At 62.9% G+C, this 21,137-nt stretch carries 20 protein-coding genes; 12 read left to right on the top strand and 8 right to left on the bottom strand.

The features are described 5' to 3' along the window. The first annotated feature begins 90 nt into the window (after positions 1–90). Positions 91–1,098 (top strand): GlxA family transcriptional regulator, encoded by a 1,008-nt coding sequence (locus tag E8E78_RS05300; protein ID WP_049277485.1) that lies wholly within the window; start codon positions 91–93, stop codon positions 1,096–1,098. A gap of 7 nt (positions 1,099–1,105) precedes the next feature. Here the strand turns inward: E8E78_RS05300 and E8E78_RS05295 are convergent, their stop codons facing one another. Then, on the bottom strand, positions 1,106–1,777 hold the full coding sequence (locus E8E78_RS05295) for a TetR/AcrR family transcriptional regulator (protein ID WP_016499391.1): 672 nt from the start codon (positions 1,775–1,777) through the stop codon (positions 1,106–1,108). 202 nt (positions 1,778–1,979) lie between these two features. On the opposite strand from E8E78_RS05295, the gene E8E78_RS05290 reads away from it, so the two are divergent. Next, positions 1,980–2,864 (top strand): DMT family transporter, encoded by an 885-nt coding sequence (locus E8E78_RS05290; protein WP_280337094.1) that lies wholly within the window; start codon positions 1,980–1,982, stop codon positions 2,862–2,864. On the opposite strand, the gene E8E78_RS05285 is transcribed toward E8E78_RS05290, so the two are convergent. Continuing rightward, positions 2,861–3,742, bottom strand: a complete 882-nt coding sequence (locus tag E8E78_RS05285) for a hypothetical protein (RefSeq protein ID WP_016499389.1) — start codon at positions 3,740–3,742, stop codon at positions 2,861–2,863. The genes E8E78_RS05290 and E8E78_RS05285 overlap by 4 nt on opposite strands. A gap of 196 nt (positions 3,743–3,938) precedes the next feature. Here E8E78_RS05285 and E8E78_RS05280 point away from each other — a divergent pair, with 196 nt between their 5' ends. From E8E78_RS05280 to E8E78_RS05265, 4 genes are all read left to right on the top strand, one after another. Further along, positions 3,939–4,919, top strand: a complete 981-nt coding sequence (locus E8E78_RS05280) for an aliphatic sulfonate ABC transporter substrate-binding protein (protein ID WP_049277488.1) — start codon at positions 3,939–3,941, stop codon at positions 4,917–4,919. A gap of 16 nt (positions 4,920–4,935) precedes the next feature. Further along, complete coding sequence (locus E8E78_RS05275) at positions 4,936–6,327, top strand: LLM class flavin-dependent oxidoreductase (RefSeq protein WP_197863816.1); 1,392 nt, start codon at positions 4,936–4,938, stop codon at positions 6,325–6,327. A gap of 106 nt (positions 6,328–6,433) precedes the next feature. Further along, positions 6,434–7,270: a bifunctional allantoicase/(S)-ureidoglycine aminohydrolase gene (locus E8E78_RS05270; RefSeq protein WP_016499386.1), complete on the top strand. Its 837-nt coding sequence runs from the start codon at positions 6,434–6,436 to the stop codon at positions 7,268–7,270. Between the two features lie 90 nt (positions 7,271–7,360). Then, positions 7,361–7,960 (top strand): START domain-containing protein, encoded by a 600-nt coding sequence (locus E8E78_RS05265; protein WP_061204125.1) that lies wholly within the window; start codon positions 7,361–7,363, stop codon positions 7,958–7,960. A 111-nt stretch (positions 7,961–8,071) separates the two neighbouring features. Here E8E78_RS05265 and E8E78_RS05260 read toward each other — a convergent pair whose 3' ends face one another. Together E8E78_RS05260 and E8E78_RS05255 are read right to left on the bottom strand one after the other, a co-directional pair. Beyond that, positions 8,072–9,490 (bottom strand): amino acid permease, encoded by a 1,419-nt coding sequence (locus E8E78_RS05260; RefSeq protein WP_041167696.1) that lies wholly within the window; start codon positions 9,488–9,490, stop codon positions 8,072–8,074. Between the two features lie 343 nt (positions 9,491–9,833). After that, complete coding sequence (locus E8E78_RS05255; protein ID WP_016499380.1) at positions 9,834–10,256, bottom strand: Lrp/AsnC family transcriptional regulator; 423 nt, start codon at positions 10,254–10,256, stop codon at positions 9,834–9,836. A gap of 191 nt (positions 10,257–10,447) precedes the next feature. On the opposite strand from E8E78_RS05255, the gene E8E78_RS05250 reads away from it, so the two are divergent. Beyond that, the gene (locus E8E78_RS05250) at positions 10,448–11,500 is read left to right on the top strand and encodes an ornithine cyclodeaminase (RefSeq protein ID WP_232876462.1); all 1,053 of its coding nucleotides are present in this window, start codon (positions 10,448–10,450) and stop codon (positions 11,498–11,500) included. Positions 11,501–11,571: 71 nt separating this feature from the next. Then, entirely contained in the window at positions 11,572–12,480 is a 909-nt protein-coding gene (locus tag E8E78_RS05245; protein WP_059395382.1) for an arginine deiminase-related protein, read from the top strand. An 88-nt stretch (positions 12,481–12,568) separates the two neighbouring features. Here E8E78_RS05245 and E8E78_RS05240 read toward each other — a convergent pair whose 3' ends face one another. After that, the gene (locus E8E78_RS05240) at positions 12,569–13,450 is read right to left on the bottom strand and encodes a LysR substrate-binding domain-containing protein (protein ID WP_016487399.1); all 882 of its coding nucleotides are present in this window, start codon (positions 13,448–13,450) and stop codon (positions 12,569–12,571) included. Positions 13,451–13,494: 44 nt separating this feature from the next. Next, positions 13,495–15,285: a gamma-glutamyltransferase gene (gene ggt / locus E8E78_RS05235; RefSeq protein ID WP_049276619.1), complete on the bottom strand. Its 1,791-nt coding sequence runs from the start codon at positions 15,283–15,285 to the stop codon at positions 13,495–13,497. A gap of 115 nt (positions 15,286–15,400) precedes the next feature. On the opposite strand from ggt, the gene E8E78_RS05230 reads away from it, so the two are divergent. Next, entirely contained in the window at positions 15,401–16,051 is a 651-nt protein-coding gene (locus E8E78_RS05230; RefSeq protein ID WP_053092297.1) for an ankyrin repeat domain-containing protein, read from the top strand. Positions 16,052–16,191: 140 nt separating this feature from the next. Here E8E78_RS05230 and pobA read toward each other — a convergent pair whose 3' ends face one another. Beyond that, on the bottom strand, positions 16,192–17,379 hold the full coding sequence (pobA, locus tag E8E78_RS05225; protein ID WP_016499374.1) for a 4-hydroxybenzoate 3-monooxygenase: 1,188 nt from the start codon (positions 17,377–17,379) through the stop codon (positions 16,192–16,194). A 172-nt stretch (positions 17,380–17,551) separates the two neighbouring features. On the opposite strand from pobA, the gene E8E78_RS05220 reads away from it, so the two are divergent. The 3 genes from E8E78_RS05220 (at position 17,552) to E8E78_RS05210 (ending at position 19,913) form a co-directional block, all read left to right on the top strand. After that, complete coding sequence (locus tag E8E78_RS05220) at positions 17,552–18,430, top strand: helix-turn-helix domain-containing protein (protein ID WP_049276617.1); 879 nt, start codon at positions 17,552–17,554, stop codon at positions 18,428–18,430. A gap of 165 nt (positions 18,431–18,595) precedes the next feature. After that, positions 18,596–18,994: a MerR family DNA-binding transcriptional regulator gene (locus E8E78_RS05215; RefSeq protein ID WP_016487404.1), complete on the top strand. Its 399-nt coding sequence runs from the start codon at positions 18,596–18,598 to the stop codon at positions 18,992–18,994. A 19-nt stretch (positions 18,995–19,013) separates the two neighbouring features. Continuing rightward, entirely contained in the window at positions 19,014–19,913 is a 900-nt protein-coding gene (locus E8E78_RS05210) for a hydroxymethylglutaryl-CoA lyase (RefSeq protein WP_049276616.1), read from the top strand. A gap of 543 nt (positions 19,914–20,456) precedes the next feature. On the opposite strand, the gene E8E78_RS05205 is transcribed toward E8E78_RS05210, so the two are convergent. Beyond that, a complete protein-coding gene (locus E8E78_RS05205) occupies positions 20,457–20,975 on the bottom strand; it encodes an MgtC/SapB family protein (RefSeq protein ID WP_280313722.1) in 519 nt (172 codons plus the stop codon). Positions 20,976–21,137: the final 162 nt, after the last annotated feature.

Raw genomic sequence — 21,137 nt, 5'->3', positions numbered from 1 at the left:
GACCTGAAATACGACACACCCACCCGGAACATTGTCTTTCGCCCGGCCACCCGCCACACTCTGCGAGCCAGCCAGGAAGCGGAGTCCAGAGTGCCCACGCCACGTCAGTTCAGCAAGAAGACCAGCACCAGCAACATGCTGCGGCTGAAATCCACCAGCGCCAATGCCCAGGCCCCCTATCGGGTTGATTTCGTCCTGCTCGAACATTTCTCGATGGCCAGCTTCACCGTGGCCATGGACGTGCTGGTCACGGCCAACCTGCTGCGCGCCGACAGTTTCCAGTTCACCCCGCTGTCGATGGATGGCGACCGGGTGACCAGCGACCTGGGTTTGGAACTGGTGGCCACCGAGCTGTCCGCCGGGGCGCTGAAAGAACTGGACCTGCTGGTGATCTGCGGCGGCTTGCGCACCCCACTGAAGTACCCTGAACTCGACCGCCTGCTGGACGACTGCGCCGCCCACGGCATGGCCTTGGGCGGCCTGTGGAACGGTGCCTGGTTCCTTGGCCGCGCCGGGGTGCTGGACGACTATGGCTGCAGTATCCACCCCGAGCAGCGCGCCAGCCTGTCCGAGCGCAGCCCGCAAACCCGCATCACCCCGGCCAGCTTCACCCTCGACCGCGACCGCCTCAGCGCCGCCAGCCCCAATGGTGCCATGGAGCTGATGCTGGGCCTGGTACGCCGGCTGTATGGCGACGGGCTGGCCGAAGGCGTGGAGGAAATCCTGTCGTTCTCCGGGGCCCGCTACCGCCAGGTTGGCCCAGGGGCGAAGAAGTCCATGAGCCTGCACCTGCGCACCATCGTCGAGCTGATGGAGAACAACCTGGAGGAAACCCTCAGCCTCGACCAGCTGGCCGCCTACAGCGGGCGCTCGCGCCGGCAGATCGACCGCCTGTTCCAGGCTCAGCTGGGCACCTCGCCACGGCGCTACTACATGGAGCTGCGCATCACCAAAAGCCGCCGGCTGCTGCAGTATTCGGACTTGTCAGTGATGGAAGTGGCAGTGGCCTGCGGGTTTGTTTCGGTGTCGCACTTCAGCAAGTGCTATGCGGCGTACTTCGGCTACCCGCCGTCACGCGAGCAACGGCTGGGCGAGTAAGCGGGGTTCAGGCGCAGATATAGCGCAATACGGCGTCACAGATCATGGCTTTGTGGCGCAGTTTGACCTGGTCATCAGACAGGTCGATCTGGAAGATCTCGCCAAAGGTGTGGCGGTTCGACACCCGGTAGAAGCAGAACGAGCTCATCAGCATGTGCAGGTCGATCACCTCGATGCCGGCGCGGAACACGCCTTCCTGCACGCCACGGCGCAGGGTGTTGCCCAGGGCTTCGAGCACCAGGCTGCTCATTTCGCGGATCGCCGGCGACTGCTTGACGTACTCGCCATAATGGATGTTTTCGGTACAGATGATCCGCACGAAATCGACGTTGCGGTCATGGTGATCGAAGGTGAACTCGACCAGCCGGCGGATCGCCTGTTCAGCCGGTAACGACTCCAGGTCCAGGCTTTGCTCGGTCTTGCGGATATCGCCGTACAACTTCACCAGGCATTCGCAGTACAGCTGCTCCTTGCTGCCGAAGTAGTAGTAGATCATGCGCTTGGAGGTAGCGGTGCGCTCGGCGATCGCGTCGACGCGCGCGCCGGCCAGCCCTTGCTGGACGAACTCGTTGATGGCTGCCTGGAGGATGTCCTCGCGTGTTTTCTCGGGGTTGTTCTTGCGCGTTTTGCGCCCCCCTTCAGTTTCAGGCTGGCCAAGGCTGACTACGGAATCACTCATACCCACTCACAGGCTATTTATTGGAATACGGGGGATTATCCGCGAGCGCAGCCATGCAGGGAAGCACGCTGTTGGTCGGGTAGCCATAATGCATTGCGGGTGGCCGGCCTTGCTATCGCGCCGTGCAACCCGCTAGCCTGCCCCTGCCCCTGCCCCTGCCCCTGCCCCTGCCCCTGCCCCTGCCCTGGATGGACCCTGCCTCATGCAACCGCGCGACCTCGCCGCCTATATGTTCCTGGCCATCGCCTGGGGCTTTTCGTTCCTGGTGTTGCTCAAGGTGGTGCATGCCTTTGGCTGGGTGGGCGCGGTCAGCCTGCGGGCACTGATTGCCAGCGGCACCCTGGCGGCCCTCGCAGCCCTGCTGGGCCACCCGCTGCGCCTGCGCCCGCTGCTGTTGCCCTTGCTGGTGGTAGGCGCGACCACGGTGGCCGGGCAACTGATCGGCATGTCGTACGCCACCCCACGCATCGGTACGGCGATGGCGGCGATTTTTGTCGCCACCATTCCGCTGTTCTCGATGCTGATCGGGCGGGTCTGGGGGCTGGAGAAAATAACCCCGCAAGGCCTGGCCGGGCTGCTGCTGGGCATTGCCGGCATCGCTATGTTGGTCGGTTTTCCGGCCCGCGCGGTCGATGACAACTTCATCCACGGCTGCATCGCCTCGCTGCTTGGCGCCATCAGCGCCGCCTATGGCAGCAACTACGCCAGCCTGCACCTGCGCGGCCAGGACCCGTGGACGGTCACCTGCGGCGCGTTCCTGGCTGGCGGGCTGCTGACCCTGCCGCTATTGCTGGTAGTACCGGTGCCCAGCATGCCACAAGCAGGCGACTGGCTTTACCTGTTGATTAGCGGCGCAGTGATGAGCGCCACCACCTACGTGTTGTACTTCGGCCTGGTGGCACGGATCGGCGCCACCCGCGCCATTAGCGTGGAATTCGTGGTCACGCTGGTAGCGGTACTGGTGGGCGCCTTGTTTCTCAATGAAGCGCTCAGCCTGTTACAGGCGGCGGGTGGCCTGGTGATTCTGCTCGGCTGCATGCTGGTGCTGGGCCTGCTGCCGGCGCGCAAGCGGCGCCTGCCCAGCTAACGCTGGGCGGTGTCGTGCGCGGGTGGCGGGGTCAGGTGCAGCACGCGGTTACGCCCGCCTTCGGCCAACAGGTAGCCGCCCTTGCCGTCCGCCACGATCGACTGCGGCGCCTTCAGGAAGGTCAGCATGGCGTGCTGGACGCCGTCAGCGTCGATGAGCAACAAGCGTGCGCGGTGGGTGTTGTCTTCGCTGACCCACAGGCCACGCTGGTCACAGAACAGGAAGGTGGGGTTGCGCAGCCCATCGACCACCACCGGGTCCTTGCCATCGTCAGACAGGGCGCGAACCTTGCCATTGGCTTTTTCGGTGTACAGCAAGCGGCCATCGTTGCAGCGGGTGAGGCCTTCGGTTTCGGTCAGGCCGGAACGCAGCACATCAAGCTGGCCGCTGGCCCAGTCATAACGCATCAGGCGGCCATTGCCCTTGCGGTCTTCGATGGCATACAGGTGGTTGCCGTCATTCCACAGGCCCTGCACGCTTTCACCGTCGAACAGGTGGGTAACCTGGCCATCGCGGGCCAGGCTCACAGGCGCCTGACCGCCTTCCTGGCTGAACACCCATCCGCCTTGTGCCGCGACCATGCCATCGGGCTTGGAAAGATTGTCGACCACCACGACACGGTCGCCGGTCGCGGTGATCTTGAGGATGCTGCCGCGGCCATCATCCAGCTCGCGGCTGACCAGCAGGCTGCCATCCGCTTGCGGCAAAAGCGATGCGGCCTTGGCCACATCACGATGCAGCACCTCGACATCCCAGCCGGAGGCGGCCTGGACCGGGTAGAAGCTCTGCCATGCAAAGAAACCCAAGGTGGCGGTGAGCACGCCGGTAGTGGCGGTCAGGGCGATGCGGGTGCTGCGCTTGCGCAGGAATTGCGGCATGTAGGGCTCCTTGGGAATGCCGGCGATGCTAGCAAGCGAATGTGAAAAAAATGTCGAAGAATGCAAAGCGTTACAAAACAAAAGGATATAAAAATAACAAAACAATCTAACGAAACGGAATATAAAAATTGAAAGCCAAACGCCATCTCCTTAGTCTGGGCGCATCGCTTCCCACCCGGTTTCAAGGAGCAAACCCATGCCAATCCGTGCCTTCTCCCCGCTTCGTCGCCTGCTGATCGGCGGCCTGCTGGCCAGTGTCGCCAGTGCCCTGCTGCCCTGGTCCGAAGCCTTGGCCAACGACGCCAAGACCCTGCGCATCGGTTACCAGAAGTTCAACAGCATCAACATCCTCAAAGGCAGCGGCGCGCTGGAAAAGGCCCTGGCCCCGCAAGGCGTGAAGGTCAGCTGGCACGAATTTGCCGCCGGCCCGCAGTTGCTCGAAGCCCTGAGCACCGGCGCCATCGACCTCGGCCACGCCGCCGACGCACCTTCGGTGTTCGCCCAGGCGGCCGGCAAACCGGTGGTGTACCTGGCCGCCGAGCAGCCTTATCCACGCGGCATCGGCCTGGTGGTACGCGAGCAGGACCGTGTGGCCGGCGTGCAGGACCTGAAAGGCAAACGCGTCGCCACCGGTCGCGGCTGGAATGCCCAGTACCTGCTGGCCGTCGCGCTGGAACAGGCCGGCCTGAGTTACCAGGACATCACCCCCGCCTACGTGAACAATGCCGCCGATGCCGTGGCCGCCTTGCAGTCGGGTAGCGTGCAGGCCGTGACCCTGTGGGACCCGTTCCTCGCCGCAGCAGAAAGCCAGCCAGGCCTGAAAAACCTGCGTGACGGCAGCGGCCTGTCCAACAACCGCACCTTCTACCTGTCCACCGCCAGCTATGCCGACCAGCACCGTGCGCTGCTGAAAACCTTCTTTACCGAACTGGGCAAAGTCAGCCAGTGGGCCAACGCCAAGCCTGCAGAGGTCGCCGCACTGCTGGCCCCGCAGCTGGGCATCAACGCCAACGTGCTTGAAGTGGCCAGCGAACGCCGTAACTACAACGCCGTGGCCATCACCCCGCAGATCGTCGCCGAACAACAGAAACTGGCTGACACCTTCCAGGGCCTGGGCCTGATTCCCCACAAGTTGCAGGTGGCCGACGCGGTCTACCCGGCTTCCGTGTTGCCTTGAGCGGAGCGCACCTGACATGCCCCGCCCGATCCGCTTCAACGCGTTCAGCATGAACGCCGCCAGCCATCAGTCCCCCGGCCTGTGGCGCCACCCACGCAATACCAGTGTGGCCTTCAACCGCCTGAGCTACTGGACCGACCTGGCCCGCCTGCTGGAACGCGGCCTGTTTGACGCTCTGTTCATTGCCGATGTGCTGGGCATCTACGACGTCTACCAGGGCGGCCCTGAAGCCGCCCTGCGCGGTGGCGTGCAGGTACCGGTCAACGACCCGCTGCTGCTGGTGCCAGCCATGGCCGGCGTCACTGAGCACCTGGGGTTTGGCGTCACCTTTTCGCTCACCTACGAGCACCCCTACCCGTTCGCCCGGCGCATGTCCACACTCGACCACCTGAGCAATGGCCGGGTCGGCTGGAACATCGTCACCGGCTACCTCGACAGCGCCGCGCGCAACCTCGGCCTGGCGCGCCAGCTGGGCCACGACCAGCGCTACGACCTGGCCGAGGAATACCTGCAGGTGCTGTACAAGCTGTGGGAGAAGAGCTGGGACGATGACGCGGTGCTGCTGGAGCGTGACAGCGGGCGCTACATCGAGCCAACCCGGGTGCACCCTATCAACCATGTGGGCGAGCACTTCCAGGTACCCGGCATGCACCTGTGCCAACCGTCGCCGCAGCGCACGCCGGTGCTGTTCCAGGCCGGTGCTTCGGCACGCGGCCAGCAGTTTGCCGCACGCCACGCCGAATGCGTGTTCATCAGCGGCCCGACCCCCACCGTGTTGCGCCGCTACGCCGACGGCATTCGCCAGGCCAGCGAGGCCGCGGGGCGGGGTCGTGATGAGGTGTTGATCTATGCCCAGGCGTTGTTGATCGTCGCCCCTACAAAGGAAGAGGCCGAGGCCCGCTTCGCCGAATACCGTCGCTATGTCGACCTGGATGCCGCCCTGGCGCTGCTGTCGGGCTGGACCGGCATCGACTTTGCCGGCCTCGACCCCGATGCGCCGATCGAATACGTCGAAAACGACGCCGGCCGCGCCGCCCTGGCCGCGTTTACCGCCGCCGACCCGAACCGCCGCTGGACCGTACGCGAGGCCGCCGAGTTCGTTGGCCTGGGTGGTCGCGGCCCGGTACTGACAGGCGCCGCCAGCGAAGTCGCCGACCAGCTGGAAAGCTGGCTGGACCAGACCGGCATCGACGGTTTCAACCTGACCTACGCCGTGCAGCCTGACGACCTGGCCAACGTGGTCGAGTTGCTGGTGCCCGAGCTGCAACGCCGCGGCCGCTACCCGTCGAACTACGCCGAAGGCACCCTGCGCCACAAACTGTTCGGCCAAGGCGATCGGCTGCCGGAACAGCACGCCGGACGCCAGGTCGACATTCAGCGATCAAATACCGGGTATTCCAACATTTAATTTGTGGATGGCGCGCGCTCGACCCTATTCTGTTGCCACATCCCCTGCGCCGCACCGGCCGGTGCGGTTCACGGCACGGGGAGAGAACAACAAGTCGAGATTGTCCATGTCGAACCATTCGTACTTCGCCCCCCACGGTGGGCACCCGGCTCAAACCGAGCTGCTGACTGACCGTGCCATGTTCACCGAAGCCTATGCGGTCATCCCCAAGGGCGTGATGCGTGACATCGTCACCAGCCACCTGCCGTTCTGGGACAAGATGCGCATGTGGGTCATCGCCCGCCCGCTGACCGGTTTTGCCGAAACCTTCTCCCAGTACATCGTCGAGCTGGCCCCGGAAGGCGGCAGCGAGCGCCCTGAGCTGGACCCTAACGCCGAAGCCGTGGTGTTCATTGTCGAAGGCGAGCTGGACATCACCGTTGAAGGCAAACACCACACCCTGGTACCAGGCGGCTACGCCTTCCTGGCCCCGGGCGCCGAGTGGAGCCTGCGCAACAACAGCAAGTCCAACGTCACCTTCCACTGGCTGCGCAAGCACTACCAGAAAGTTGAAGGCCTGGACGTACCGGAGTCGTTCGTCACCCACCGCGACAACGCCACCGTCATCGAGATGCCGGGCACCGAAGGCCGCTGGAAAACCACCCGTTTCGTCGACATGGCCGACATGCGCCACGACATGCACGTGAACATCGTCACCTTCCAGCCGGGCGGCGTGATCCCGTTCGCTGAAACCCACGTGATGGAACACGGCCTGTACGTACTGGAAGGCAAGGCGGTGTACCGCCTGAACCAGGACTGGGTCGAAGTGGAAGCCGGCGACTTCATGTGGCTGCGCGCCTTCTGCCCGCAAGCCTGCTACGCCGGCGGCCCAGGCAACTTCAGCTACCTGCTGTACAAAGACGTGAACCGTCACGTGCACCTGACGCTGAACCCTAAGCGCTAAGCCCAGGCTGATGCCCGCAAGCCCGCCAACCTGGCGGGCTTTCTGTTTGCCGCGCATACTCAAACACCCACCCCCCGCGCGGTACCGGCCATGAACCGCTGCCTGCTGCTCACTGCACTGATGCTGTGTACCCCTGCCCCGGCCGCCGATGACTGGAACCTGGCCTACGACCGCGAAGGCATCCGCGTTTACCTCAGTGGGGCGGCTGACTCGTCCTACCAGCAGTTTCGTGGTGTGAGCACCATGAAAGCCAGCGTGCGCACCCTCACCGACCTACAAGAGAACCTGCGGGTAGCCTGCAAATGGCTATACGCCTGTGACCAGATGCGTTTGCTGGAAGTAGAGGGCGCCAATACCTGGGTGTACCTGACCACCAACCTGCCGTGGCCGACGATGCCGCGGGACATTGTGCTGAAAGTGACCAGCGAACGCCTGGATGACGGCACCCTGCTGCGGCGCCTGAGTGCCGAGCCCGACAGGATCCCCGAGGTGGATGGCCTGATCCGGGTGCAGCATCTGAGCGGTGAGTGGCGGATGAAACCACTGGGCGAGCGCGAGACGGAGGTGACCTACCAGTTGCAGGCCGACCCTGCCGGCGATGTGCCCGGCTGGCTGGCCAACCGGTTCGTGGTGGATGCACCGGTGGTGACGTTGCGGACGTTGCGGGCGGTTGCTGAACGCCAGCCTTGAGGTGTCTCGCCGGCAAGCCAGCGCCCACAGGTACAGCGCGAATCTTGCGACTCGCGCAGTTCAGGTGGGAGCTGGCTTGCCAACGATGGGCTGCGCAACAGCCCCATGGTGCTATGTAGCAGTCGCTGTCTGCGGTTGCGCAGAGGCCTTGGTCCTGCGTCGATAGGCCAGCAACAGGCCCGCATACCACAACGGCATCACGTACAACGCCGTGCGGGTGTCCGGCTCCAGCGCCAGCAGGCACAGCACGAAAATCAAGAACAGCTGCGCCAGCGCGGCGGTGACCTTGCCGCCGGGCAGCTTGAACCTGGACTGCTCATGCGCCTGCGGATTCTGTCGGCGGTAAGCGAAATAGGACAGCAGGATCAGCGACCAGGTAACGATGATCATCACCGCGGAAATGGTCGACACCAGGGTAAACACGGTCATCACTTCCGGGATCACGAACAGCAGCGTCAGCGCAATCGCCATGCACACCCCGGAAAACACCAGCGCCCGCACCGGCGTACCCGAGCCGGACAGGCGCCCGAACGCCGTCGGCGCCTGTTGTTGGTGCGACAGGCCGTAGAGCATGCGCGAGCCCGAGTAGACGCCACTGTTGGCCGACGAGGCCGCAGAGGTCAGCACCACGAAGTTGATGATGCCAGCAGCAGCGGGCAACCCGCCAAGCAGGAACAATTCAACGAACGGGCTGCGGTTGGCCGGCACATTGGCCCAGGACACCACACTGATGATGCACACCAGCGAACAGATGTAGAAAAGCAGGATACGTACGGGGATGGTATTGATTGCCTTCGGCAGGGTCTTCTCGGGGTCTTTAGCCTCGGCCGCTGCGGTGCCGATAAGCTCGGTGCCGACGAAAGAGAAGATAGCGATCTGGAACCCGGCGAGGAAGCCAAGGATGCCATGCGGCATGACCACGCCAGGCGCCACCAGGTGGCTGAACGACGCCGTCACCCCGCCCGGCGAGGTATAGGAGGTGGCGACCATCACCAGGCCGGTTACCACCAGCAGCACGATGGCGACGATCTTGATCAGGCCGAACCAGAACTCCACTTCACCAAAGGCCTTCACCGCCAGCATGTTCAGGCCCAGCAACAGGAACATGGTGCCAAAAGCCGGTAGCCAGGTAGGCACATCGGGGTACCAGTACTGCACGAACCCTGCGACCACCACCACGTCGCCCACCGCCGCCACCACCCAGCTGAGCCAGTACGACCAGCTGAGAATGTAACCGGCCCGTGGCCCCAGGTAGTTGTGCACTAGGTCGGCGAACGATTCCATCTGCAGGTTGGCCAGCAGCATCTCGCCCATGGCGCGCATGATGCAGAACACAAAAAAACCGATGATGGCGTAGACGAGGATGATTGAAGTGCCAGACAGCGCAATGATCTTGCCCGAGCCCATGAACAAACCGGTACCAATGGCGCCACTGATCGAAATAAGCTGTATGTGTCGGTTTTCCAGCCGTCGCTTGAGCACTCGGCCCTCTTGCGGAGCTGCGCTTTGCGCATTGCACGTTTGATGCATAGTCGACCTCTTATTCTTTTTTGGTAAAACTTCAGCGCCCCGCGCCGCACCATTTAATTGGCACCAAGGTGCAAGTTCACTGTCATTGAAAATGATAAAAGCGCAGGTAATAACGAAAACGTACACTCACGCCCGACGCAACTTCGCTGCGGGCTTTTTTATTGTTTGAAACGCACCCTGGGTGGTGCGCCTTGTACCGTTGCACGAAAACAGTTTCATTCTGCCAGTGGCCCGGGCCAAGCGGAACGCTACAGAATGCACACAGCCAAAGGGATTTTTTGCACTGTGGGAAGCCTGGGTGACAGTTTGCGCAATGTGCCTGTCAAATGGCCTAACCCAGCGGTCACATCTTGTAGGTGGAGAGCAGGATGCTGGTCTCGGTATTCTCGATGTGCGGGATGGAGCGAATGGTGTTCAGCGCCCGGTCGAACGCTTCAAGGGTGTCTGCGCGCAGCTCTGCCATAAGGTCCCAGCGGCCATTGGTGGTGTGAATGGCCACCACGTTGGGGTGCCCACGCAGCGCGTGCTTGACCTCTGCGGCGTGGTGGCCGCTGATGCCGATGCTGGTGATCGCCCGCACGCCCTGGTCCAGCGCATCGGAGCGCAAGCGTACCGTGTAGCCGATGATCACGCCCTGCTCTTCGAGGCGGGTGATGCGGTTTTGCACCGTTGCCCTGGCCACCTTGAGTTTTTTTGCCAAGGTCAGCACGGGGGTACGTGCATTGTCCCGCAACAGCGCAATCAGTTCCCGATCGATAGTGTCCATATGCCTGCCAAATAATCATATTGCTACTTTGGGGTGGCAGATTGTCTAGAAAGTTGGCGAAACTGGCAACCTGCATTCTTCCTGTTGACGCAACCTTTCATCAAAATATTCGAGCCGGCGACACTTCGATAACCCTAAGCGCTCACCCTGCAATATCCAGAGGGCAGCGCACAATAACAAGGTGCAAGAGCATGACGTATTTCATTGATGTTCCAACCATGTCGGACTTGGTGCACGACATTGGCGTAGCGCCGTTCATAGGCGAGCTGGCTGCGGCCATTCGTAAAGACTTCAAACGCTGGCAGGAGTTTGATAAATCCGCACGGGTTGCCAGCCATTCGGAAGTGGGTGTGATCGAACTGATGCCGGTCGCCGACAACAGCCGCTACGCCTTCAAATACGTCAACGGCCACCCGGCCAACACCGCGCGTGACCTGCATACCGTGATGGCCTTCGGCGTATTGGCCGATGTCGAAACCGGCTACCCGGTGTTGCTGTCCGAACTGACCATTGCCACCGCCCTGCGCACTGCGGCTACCTCGCTGATGGCAGCCCAGGCACTGGCCCGACCGAACTCGCGCAAGATGGCGCTGATCGGCAACGGCGCGCAAAGCGAATTCCAGGCGCTGGCCTTCCACAAGCACCTGGGCATCGAAGAAATCGTCGCCTACGACACCGACCCGCTGGCCACCGCCAAGCTGATTGCCAACCTCAAGGAATACAGCGGCCTCACCATTCGCCGGGCCGGCTCGGTGGCCGAGGCGGTGAAAGGCGTGGACATCATCACCACGGTCACTGCCGACAAGGCCTACGCCACCATCATCACCCCTGACATGCTCGAACCCGGCATGCACCTGAATGCCGTGGGGGGAGACTGCCCGGGCAAGACCGAACTGCACGCCGATGTGCTGCGCAACGCCCGGGTGTTCGTCGAGTACGAGCCGCAAACCCGTATCGAAGGTGACATCCAGCAGCTGCCCGCTGACTTCCCGGTGGTTGACCTGTGGCGTGTGCTGCGCGGCGAGACCGAGGGGCGCCAGAGCGACAGCCAGGTCACCGTATTCGACTCGGTGGGCTTCGCCCTGGAGGACTACACCGTACTACGTTACGTACTACAGCAGGCCGAAAAGCGCGGCATGGGCACGAAGATCGACCTGGTGCCATGGGTGGAAGACGACCCGAAAGACCTGTTCAGCCACACCCGCGGCCGCGCTGCCAAAAGCCGCATCCGACGCGTTGCCTAACCCCGCTTCCTACCCGGTACTTCCAGATGGCATTCCCGACGCGTTCGATTCAAGCACCTGCAGCAGTGGTCATGGTCAGGCCACATGCGTTCACCCCCAACCCGGAAACCGCAGCCGACAACTCATTCCAGCGCAGCAACCCCAGCCTCGCCGCACAGGCGCTCGCCGAGGTTGCCCGTGATGAAGTCACCCAGGCCGTCGGCCGCCTCGAGGCCGAAGGCGTTCGCGTACACCTGTTCGACGATTTTGGCGAGCACAACACCCCGGACTCGGTGTTCCCCAACAACTGGTTCTCGACCCACCCCGGTGGACATATCGCGATCTACTCGATGTACTCGCGCAACCGCCGCCGCGAGCGGCGCGCCGATGTGATCGAGATGCTCAAGCATGAGTACCGCGTGCAGGATGTAATCGATTATTCAGGGCTGGAGCAGGACGAGCTGTTCCTCGAAGGGACCGGCGCCATGGTATTCGACCACCTGTCGCGGGTGGCTTACACCGCACGCTCCAACCGTGCCGACCCGATTGCCCTGGAGCGCTTCAGCACGCACTTCAACTTCGAGCCGATGGTATTCGACACTGCCGACGAGCAAGGCACGCCGATCTACCACACCAACGTACTGATGTGCGTGGCGACCGAGTTTGCACTGGTGGGTTTTGGCACGTTCACCAACAAGGCGCGGGCCGAGGAAGTGCGCATGCGGCTGATCGAATCGGGCCGCGATGTGATTGACTTGAGCAACCAGCAGATCGGCCAGTTTGCCGGCAATGCCATCGAACTGTCCGGGCGTGACGGGCGTATTCTGGCGCTGTCACGCAAGGCCTTCGACAGCCTGACCAGCGAGCAACGCCGGCGCATCGAGCGCTCGGCGCGGCTGGTGCCACTGGACGTGCCGACCATTGAGATGGCCGGCGGCTCGGTGCGCTGCATGATTGCCGGCATTCACCTGTCGCCACGCCTGGCGGCGGCTTGCGCCTGACCCATCCACCCTCGGCCGACTCGATCTCCTGTGGGAGCGGCCCTGCCGGGGCGCCCCCACAAAGAACGCGTCAGTTCGTAAGGCCGTGTCAGATCCCGCCGCCCGCCAGCAGTTGCGTCATGACCTCGGCCAACGCCTTGACCATCACATCCGCTGTCGGCCGGTGGACGATGACGATTTCATAGCTGTCGACCTCCGGTAGCCCCTGCCCTGCTCCCAGCACCCGGTGCTCACCCGTGGCTGCCCTTGGTGGCAGCAGGCTGATGCCCATGCCATCGGCAACTGCCGCCTGGATACCGCTGAGGCTGGAACTGGTGAAACTGATGCGCCAGCGCCGGCCCATGCTTTCGATAGCGTTGATCATGTCCTCGCGGTACAAGCCGCGCGGCGGGAAGGTAACCAGCGGGATCGGGTCCAGCTCGAAGGCGGGGGTGCGCGCACTGTCGATCCATTGCAGGCGCTCGGGCCAGCAAGCCACGCCCTCCCGGGTGTTGCGCCGCTGCTTGAGCAGCACCAGGTCGAGTTCACCGTTGTCGTAGGCCTGGCTGAGGTCGCGGCACAGGCCGCTGGTCACTTCCAGTTTCACTTGCGGGTGCAGCCGGCTGAAGGCCGACAGCGCATTGGTGGTGCGCCCGCCAACGAAGTCCTCGGGCACGCCCAGGCGTACGGTGGTGCCGACCATCGCCCCGGCCAGGGCTTCGAGCATCTGGTCATTCAGCGCCAGCATGTGCCGCGCGTAGCCCAGCAAGGTCTGCCCGGCGTCGGTTGGTAGCACATCGCGGTTACCCCGCACCAACAGGCGATGGCCGACCATGTCTTCCAGGCGGCGCACCTTCTGGCTGATGGTCGATTGGGTCGAGTGCAGGCGCGCCGCCGCCGTGGTGAAGCTACCGCAATCGGCCACCACCACAATGGCGCGTAGCAGGTCGAGGTCGAACAGGGCTCTATTCGATTTCACGCTGATAGACATCTTGGTATTCAACTGCTGAATGGCAAGACTGCGTTCTATCACGGCTAGTCGCCAAGGGCCACACCTTCCCGCCGAGGGTCGGCGCCACCGGACCAGCCATCGCCGCTGCGCTGGATGATCTGCATGCCGCTGGTCATGGTCATCGGCGTGACCTCATGGCCCCAGGCTGCCAATTGGCGGATCAGCGATTGGCTGGCCAGCCCGGCTTCCACTTCAGTGCCGGCATTGCGGCTGCCGAAGTTGGGCAGGCCGGCCGCCTGCTGCGGGTCGAGCTGCCAATCCAGCAAGCCGATCAGCGCCTTGTTCACGTAGCCAATGATCTGCGAGCCCCCTGGCGAACCAAGGCTGGCCACAAGCTCGCCAGAGGCCCGCGAAAACACCAGCGTCGGCGCCATCGCTGACAGTGGCCGCTTGCCCGGCTGCACCCGATTGGCCACGGGCTTGCCGTGTTCCCGGGGGATGAACGAGAAGTCCGTCAGATGATTGTTGAGCAGGAAGCCCTTGACCATCAGGTGCGAACCGAACGCGGCCTCCACCGAGGTGGTCATGGCCAGTGCCTGACCACTGTCATCCACTGCGCTGAGGTGCGAAGTAGAAATGCGCAATGGCGAGCGGTCGGGAGCCAGGGCCAGGTCGGCGCCTTGCGGTTGGCCCGGCCGAGCACGCTTCATGCTGTGCTCGCCGATCTGCGCTGCTCGGCTGGCCAGGTAGGTGGGGTCGGTCAGGGCCTTGACCGGGACCGGCACGTAATCACTGTCGGCCAGGTACTGAGCGCGGTCGGCGTAGGCCAGGCGCTCTGCCTCGGCGATCAGGTGCACGGCCAGCGGCGAGGCCTCCAGGCCTGACGGGGACGTGTTCGTCAGGGGCCGCAAATCCGCGAGATCGCGCTCTGGCGTGGCGCGCTGCACGGCTTCAAGCATACCCAGCGTCTGCAACACAGTTACCCCACCCGACGATGGCGGCGGCATGCCGCAGACGCGCCAGGCCTTGTAGGTGCCGCACACCGGCTCGCGCTCTTTGGCGGTGTACTGCTCAAGGTCCTGCAACGACAGGTACCCGGCATTGGCATGGCTGCGCACCTTGGCCACGATGGCCCGGGCGATCTCACCCGTGTAGAACGCCTGCGGACCGTGCGCGGCAATCTGCTCGAACGTTTGCGCAAGTTCGGGGTTGCGCAACGTCGTGCCCACCGCCAGCGGCTTGCCGTTTTTATCCAGGAAGTAGCGAGCCATGGCCGGTGAACGGGCAATATACGGGTCGCCCGCCACCAGTGTGTGAAGGCGTTCGGAAACCGCGAAGCCGTTACGTGCCAACGCAATGGCCGGGGCAAAGAGCTGCTGCCAAGGCAGCTTGCCGTGCTGCTCGTGGGCCAGCTTCAGCGCGCGCAGAACCCCAGGCACACCCACTGAACGCCCGCCGATCTGTGCCGACCGGAACGGCATCGGTGAACCATCGGCTTGCAAGAACAGCTTTTCCGTGACCTGCGACGGGGCTGCCTCGCGGCCGTCGAAAGCCTGCACGCGCGTGCCGTCCCAGTAGAGGATAAAGGCTCCACCGCCAATGCCGCTGGATTGCGGCTCGACCAAGGTCAACACCATCTGCATGGCGATGGCCGCGTCGATGGCGCTGCCACCGGCACGCAGCATCGCCCGCCCCGCTTCGGTGGCCAGCGGGTTGGCAGCGGCGGCCATATGCCGGCTGGCGTGCACCGGCTGCAAGCCAGTGCGGTAGCCGGAGGCCAGTTCGGGTGGCGCGGGCAACACTTGCTCGGCACAGGCCCACCCACTCGCGATCGCCAGGCACAGCGCGCTCATCAGCGGTGAGGAGAACTTCATCGTTTTGCTTCCTGCTTTGTCTATTCAGCAGACCACTGTCGGTCATGCGCAAACTTAACTTCAAGACTTTGTGCGATTTTTCTAGGATGCAGGCAGGTCAATCAGGAGCCACTCCATGCGTAGATCACTCACAACCATGCTGTTCGCCCTGCTCACCAGCCTTGCCGCCCACGCCGAGAACACCACCATGGACAACCGCCTGCACAACGCCGCCCGCCAGGACGACGTGCGCACCCTGCAACAGTTGCTGACAGAAGGTGCCCGGCTGGAAAGCCGTGATGAGCAGGGGCGCACTGCCCTGCTGGTGGCCACCCACGGCAACCAGGTGGCGGCGGCGCAAGCACTGATCCAGGCCGGTGCCGACGTGAACGCCAAAGACAACATCAATGACAGCCCTTATCTGTATGCCGGCGCCCGAGGCCTGAACGATATCCTGCGGCTGACCCTGAGCCACGGTGCCAACCTCAAGAGTACCAACCGCTACGGGGGGACTGCGTTGATCCCTGCGGCCGAGCGCGGCCATGTCGAGACGGTGCAGATGCTGATCGATGCCGGGGTGGACGTGAACCACCTGAACCGCCTGCACTGGACCGCGCTTATGGAGGCAGTGATCCTGGGGGATGGCGGACCGCGGCATGTGGAGATCGTGCGCCGGCTGCTGGCGGCGGGGGCGGACCGGCAGATTGCCGACAAGGATGGGGTCACCGCGCTGGAGCATGCGCGCCAGCGAGGGTACCGGGAGATGGAGGCGTTGCTGGCCCAGTAGGCAAGGTTTGCATGGCACGGGCTTCGCCCGTGATCGCCGGCAAGCCAGCTCCCACGTTGACCGCATCGTATTCAAGTCATGTGCAGTACCTGTGGGAGCTGGCTTGCCGGCGATGGGGCCAGCACAGGCAGCACAGAACCTCAGACTACTTCTTCGTACGGCAGCCCCACATAGTTCTCGGCAATGTTCAGCAAGCCCGCCGGGGAGTTCAGGAAGTACTCGCGGTCAGCCTCCTGCATCTTCTGGTCCCAGGCATCCTTGTGGCTGCCGAAGTCATGCAGCAGCTGGGTCATGAACCAGCTGAAACGCTCGCCTTTCCATACCCGGCGCAGGGCCAGCGGCGAATACTGCTCAAGCAGGTCGGTACGACCTTCGCGGTATACCTTGACCAAAATGCGGTAGAGGTAGTTGACGTCCGAGGCTGCCAGGTTCAGGCCTTTGGCACCGGTGGGTGGGACGATGTGCGCGGCGTCACCTACCAGGAACAGGTGGCCATACTGCATGGGTTCGACTACCAGGCTGCGCAGCGGCGCGATGCTTTTTTCCAGCGCTGGGCCAGTCACCAGATCAGCTGCTACGTCGGCGGGCAAACGGGCTTTGAGTTCGTCCCAGAAACGCTCGTCAGACCACGCCTCGACACGGTCCTGCAAAGGTACCTGCAGGTAGTAGCGGCTGCGTGTCTGCGAACGTTGGCTGCACAACGCGAAGCCACGTTCGTGGTGCGCATAGATCAGCTCGTGATTGACCGGCGGTGTGTCCGACAGCAGGCCCAGCCAGCCAAATGGATAAACCCGCTCGTACTGCTTCAGCACGCCCTCGGGGATGCTCTGTCGCGAAACGCCATGGAAGCCGTCACAGCCAGCGATATAGTCGCAGTCCACCCGGTGCACCCGGCCATCTTTTTCGAAGGTCAGATATGGCTTCTCGCCCTTAAGCTCATGCGGCTGGACATTGCTGGCGGCATAGATGATCGGTGCACCTGTGGCTTCACGGGCCTGCATCAGGTCACGGGTGACTTCGGTCTGGCCGTACACCATCACCGTCTTGCCACCTGTCAGGGCTTTGAGATCCAGGCGTTGACGGCGCCCGCCAACCAGCAGCTCGACACCTTCGTGCACCAGGCCTTCACGGTCCATGCGCTCGGCCACACCGGCTTCGCGCAGCAGATCGACCGTGCCTTGCTCCAGCACACCAGCGCGGATGCGGCCAAGTACATACTCGGGCGTCTGGCGCTCTACGATGACGTTATCGATACCGGCCTTGTGCAGCAGTTGGCCTAGCAGCAGGCCAGACGGGCCTGCGCCAATAATTGCAACCTGAGTTTTCATTGTTGTTGTCTCTGTTCGGACGATGCCGGCCCTGGACTGGCAGTGGGGCGGCATCTGCTGTTAGGGTTTGCCCTTGCATTTTTACTGGCAAAAAATGCCCATTAAGTGTGCTATTCCATGAATAACCTGCACTTTTACAAAAATCGTTCGATTAACGGACAGGCTTGCCCGCATGAAATCCACCCTCCCCGGCGTCCCGTTGTTCAAGCTGTATGGTGAAAACACGGCCTGGCCCGGCACCGACCTGTTGCACTGCGAGTCCATCCCGGCACGTAGCCGTTTGCACCACTGGGAAATCAAGCCGCATCAGCATGCCGAACTGTTCCAGCTGCTTTACGTACAGCGCGGCCAGGCCCAGGTTGAGGTCGAAGGCGTGCGCAGTGCCATCGGCGAGGCGGCGATCCAGGTGGTGCCGCCGATGACCGTGCATGGCTTTCGCTTCAGTGCCGATATCCAGGGGTATGTGCTGACCTTTGGCACGGCACTGGTGGCGAACCTGGAACAGCGCCTGGGCGCGCCCCTGACGGTGCTTGCGAAACCGGCGTGTTACCCGCTGGGCCAGGACCGCGTGCACCTGCGCAGCCTGATCAGCACCTTGCAGCAGGAATACCAGGGCAATGCCCCCGCGCGGGCGGCCATGCTCGAAGCGCTGGTCACCGCGCTGATGGTGTGGATCAGCCGCCGCCAGCAGCTGGGTCAAGCGCCGCGAAATCGGGATGAGCGTGACCGCCAGTTGTTGGGGCAGTACCTGCGACTGGTCGAAGCGCATTACCGCGAGCACCTGTCGATGGAGGACTTCGCCGCGCGACTGAATATTCCGAGCCTGCAACTGAACCAGCTGTGCCGGGCGCTGAGTGGGCAGACTGCGCTGCAGGTGCTGCACCAGCGTTTGTTGCTGGAGGCGCGTCGCAACCTGATTTACACGCGGATGAGCATCGGGCAGCTGTCGGACAGCCTGGGGTTCACCGACCCGACGTACTTTGCCCGCTGGTTCAAGCGCTTGAGTGGGCAGACGCCCAATGGCTATCGTCGGTCGGTGCAGCCGGAATGAAATGTGGTTACCTGCATCGGCCTCTTCGCGGGCCTGCCCGCTCCCACAGGGATTGCGTCAGGCCCGCGAAGAGGCCGGTGCAGGCAACACGCATCTTCAGGCCCTGCTTGACGTATACGTCAACCTGCAGTCAGGATAACCGCATACCCCACGCCGAGCCCCAGCATGAGCACCCAGACCTACAGCATCTCCGACCTGTCCCGCGAGCTGGACATCACCACCCGTGCCATCCGTTTCTATGAGGAGCAGGGCCTGCTGAGCCCCGAACGCCGAGGCCTGGAACGTATCTACACGGCGCGCGACAAGGTCAGCCTGAAGCTCATCCTGCGCGGCAAGCGCATCGGCTTTTCGCTGGCCGAGTGCCGCGAGCTTATCGAGCTGTACGACCCCACCAGCGGCAACCTCAAACAGCTCAACAGCATGCTGGCGAAAATCGCCGAACGGCGCGCCCAGCTGGAACAGCAGATGCTTGACATCCACCAGATGCAACTGGAACTGGACACCGCCCAGGAGCGCTGTGAACAAGCCCTGGCCGCCACCCTGAACAACAAAGACAACCGCTGAACGCCACAGGAAACCCGCCATGTCCTTGCCCAAAGAAGTCCGTCTGGTCGAAGTAGGCCCCCGCGACGGTTTGCAGAACGAAGCCCAGCCCATCAGCGTTGCCGACAAGGTGCGCCTGGTGGACGACCTCACCGCAGCGGGCCTGGCCTATATCGAGGTGGGCAGCTTCGTCTCGCCCAAGTGGGTGCCACAGATGGCCGGTTCCGCCGAGGTGTTCGCCGGTATCCAGCAGCGCCCCGGTGTGACATATGCGGCGCTGGCGCCAAACCTGCGCGGCTTCGAGGACGCCCTGGCTGCAGGGGTGAAGGAAGTGGCGGTGTTCGCAGCGGCCTCTGAAGCGTTCTCCCAGCGCAACATCAACTGCTCGATCAGCGACAGCCTCAAGCGCTTCGAACCGATCATGGAGGCCGCGCGCAGCCATGGTGTACGCGTGCGCGGCTATGTGTCGTGCGTACTCGGCTGCCCCTATGAAGGCAAGGTCAGCGCCGAACAGGTGGCCCCGGTGGCCCGCGCCCTGCATGACATGGGCTGTTACGAGGTGTCGCTGGGCGACACCATTGGCACAGGTACCGCCGGCGATACCCGGCGCCTCTTCGAGGTGGTTTCGGCCCTGGTACCGCGCGAGCAACTGGCCGGGCACTTCCATGATACCTATGGCCAGGCATTGGCCAACGTCTATGCCAGCCTCCTCGAAGGTATCAATGTGTTCGACAGCTCGGTGGCAGGGCTGGGTGGCTGCCCTTATGCCAAAGGCGCTACCGGCAACATCGCCACGGAAGATGTGGTGTACCTGCTGCAGGGGCTGGGCATTGCTACCGGTATCGACCTGGACCGGCTGATCGCCGCCGGCCAACGCATCAGCGATGTGCTCGGCCGCGGCAATGGGTCGCGGGTAGCGCGGGCGCGCAACGCGCAGTAAGTCACACGGGTGTCACATACATGTGGGTGAAGTGTTACCGGCCCCACGCTCCACAGCAAAAAATCGGGTAACAGGGAAACAAATCGACAAAATTTCAGGCCCGGCGATTTCGACGAAATCGCTAGGTGCTTGATTTTAAAGGACTTTAAAAAGTTGGCACGCACCCTGCTATATCTTTGGTACAAGAACAAAAAAAATGTGACACCCAATAAAAACAACAGGTAACGGCTCTGACATAACAAGAACAACACGGCAGAGGCGTAGCAAGCAGATCTTTTTGGAGTCGACACGCTTTTCAGGGGTACGCCCCGCGGTCTGGCACAGAACAATAAAACTACCTCAAGGTAGCTACAGCCAGGTTCGGATCAATGATGAAAGCAGGTCAGCGCTCAAAAAAATACGTTTGCTCTTGACCCCGCATGGGGGTCGCTCGCAACACCAAGGCAGGCTGACAAAAACAACAAAAAGCCGGTCTCAATAATAAAAAAAGAGCAAGCAGCAACGCTTTGGGGGGAGCTTCGGCTCCCCTTAGTGCTTCCTGCCTTAGTGCTTCCTGCCCTCCTCCTCCTTCTGCTTCTCCTCGTTCTGTCCTTCGACCTTCTCCACCAGCAACGGCATCGTGCCCAGTACCAGCAGGGCCAGTACCGTGCTGATCAACGCCGTGGCTTCGCGGCCCATGCCCGCAGCCGTACCGATGGCAGCGGTCATCCATAGCCCTGCGGCGGTAGTCAGGCCTTTCACATGGCTGGTGTCCTGGCCGTTTCCCTTGAGGATGGTGCCTGCACCCAGAAAGCCGATACCGGCGACGATACCCTGGATCACCCGGCTTAGCGCCTGCTCATCAGCCCCGGCCATGCTGGGTGCCAGCACGAACAGCGCGGCGCCCAGCGAGACCAGCATGTGGGTGCGTACCCCGGCGGATTTGCCCTTGTGTTCGCGCTCGAAGCCCAGCACCGCGCCAAGTATGGCTGCCATCAGCAGGCGCACGAGAATGCGAGTGACCTCGCGCTCATCGGTGACATCCGCGAATTCGGCCTGGATAGCTTGCCAGATGACGTCCATTACAGTTGTCCCCATGCTGAGCATTGTGTGGCCAGGTCCAGCCTTTTCGCGGGCATGCCCGCTGCCACAAGTAATGCACAGTTCTTGATATGTGTGGTGACCTGTGGGAGCGGGCGTGCCCGCGAAGCGGCCGGCCAGCCCTATGCAAGGGTTGACCTCTGT

It is taken from the genome of Pseudomonas sp. BN505 (assembly GCF_029873175.1).
Lineage (GTDB): Bacteria > Pseudomonadota > Gammaproteobacteria > Pseudomonadales > Pseudomonadaceae > Aquipseudomonas > Aquipseudomonas putida.
The sequence above is the reverse complement of the archived record's forward strand: the minus strand, read 5'-3'. Positions and strand labels throughout refer to the sequence as shown.

What these genes read in the sequence shown, in the direction of transcription:
- E8E78_RS05295 (WP_016499391.1), bottom strand. Translation starts at nt 1,777, where the DNA reads ATGAGTGATTCCGTAGTCAGCCTTGGCCAGCCTGAAACTGAAGGGGGG.
- E8E78_RS05290 (WP_280337094.1), top strand. Translation starts at nt 1,980, where the DNA reads ATGCAACCGCGCGACCTCGCCGCCTATATGTTCCTGGCCATCGCCTGG.
- E8E78_RS05285 (WP_016499389.1), bottom strand. Translation starts at nt 3,742, where the DNA reads ATGCCGCAATTCCTGCGCAAGCGCAGCACCCGCATCGCCCTGACCGCC.
- E8E78_RS05280 (WP_049277488.1), top strand. Translation starts at nt 3,939, where the DNA reads ATGCCAATCCGTGCCTTCTCCCCGCTTCGTCGCCTGCTGATCGGCGGC.
- E8E78_RS05275 (WP_197863816.1), top strand. Translation starts at nt 4,936, where the DNA reads ATGCCCCGCCCGATCCGCTTCAACGCGTTCAGCATGAACGCCGCCAGC.
- E8E78_RS05270 (WP_016499386.1), top strand. Translation starts at nt 6,434, where the DNA reads ATGTCGAACCATTCGTACTTCGCCCCCCACGGTGGGCACCCGGCTCAA.
- E8E78_RS05265 (WP_061204125.1), top strand. Translation starts at nt 7,361, where the DNA reads ATGAACCGCTGCCTGCTGCTCACTGCACTGATGCTGTGTACCCCTGCC.
- E8E78_RS05260 (WP_041167696.1), bottom strand. Translation starts at nt 9,490, where the DNA reads ATGCATCAAACGTGCAATGCGCAAAGCGCAGCTCCGCAAGAGGGCCGA.
- E8E78_RS05255 (WP_016499380.1), bottom strand. Translation starts at nt 10,256, where the DNA reads ATGGACACTATCGATCGGGAACTGATTGCGCTGTTGCGGGACAATGCA.
- E8E78_RS05250 (WP_232876462.1), top strand. Translation starts at nt 10,448, where the DNA reads ATGACGTATTTCATTGATGTTCCAACCATGTCGGACTTGGTGCACGAC.
- E8E78_RS05245 (WP_059395382.1), top strand. Translation starts at nt 11,572, where the DNA reads ATGGTCAGGCCACATGCGTTCACCCCCAACCCGGAAACCGCAGCCGAC.
- E8E78_RS05240 (WP_016487399.1), bottom strand. Translation starts at nt 13,450, where the DNA reads ATGTCTATCAGCGTGAAATCGAATAGAGCCCTGTTCGACCTCGACCTG.
- ggt (WP_049276619.1), bottom strand. Translation starts at nt 15,285, where the DNA reads ATGAAGTTCTCCTCACCGCTGATGAGCGCGCTGTGCCTGGCGATCGCG.
- E8E78_RS05230 (WP_053092297.1), top strand. Translation starts at nt 15,401, where the DNA reads ATGCGTAGATCACTCACAACCATGCTGTTCGCCCTGCTCACCAGCCTT.
- pobA (WP_016499374.1), bottom strand. Translation starts at nt 17,379, where the DNA reads ATGAAAACTCAGGTTGCAATTATTGGCGCAGGCCCGTCTGGCCTGCTG.
- E8E78_RS05220 (WP_049276617.1), top strand. Translation starts at nt 17,552, where the DNA reads ATGAAATCCACCCTCCCCGGCGTCCCGTTGTTCAAGCTGTATGGTGAA.
- E8E78_RS05215 (WP_016487404.1), top strand. Translation starts at nt 18,596, where the DNA reads ATGAGCACCCAGACCTACAGCATCTCCGACCTGTCCCGCGAGCTGGAC.
- E8E78_RS05210 (WP_049276616.1), top strand. Translation starts at nt 19,014, where the DNA reads ATGTCCTTGCCCAAAGAAGTCCGTCTGGTCGAAGTAGGCCCCCGCGAC.
- E8E78_RS05205 (WP_280313722.1), bottom strand. Translation starts at nt 20,975, where the DNA reads ATGGACGTCATCTGGCAAGCTATCCAGGCCGAATTCGCGGATGTCACC.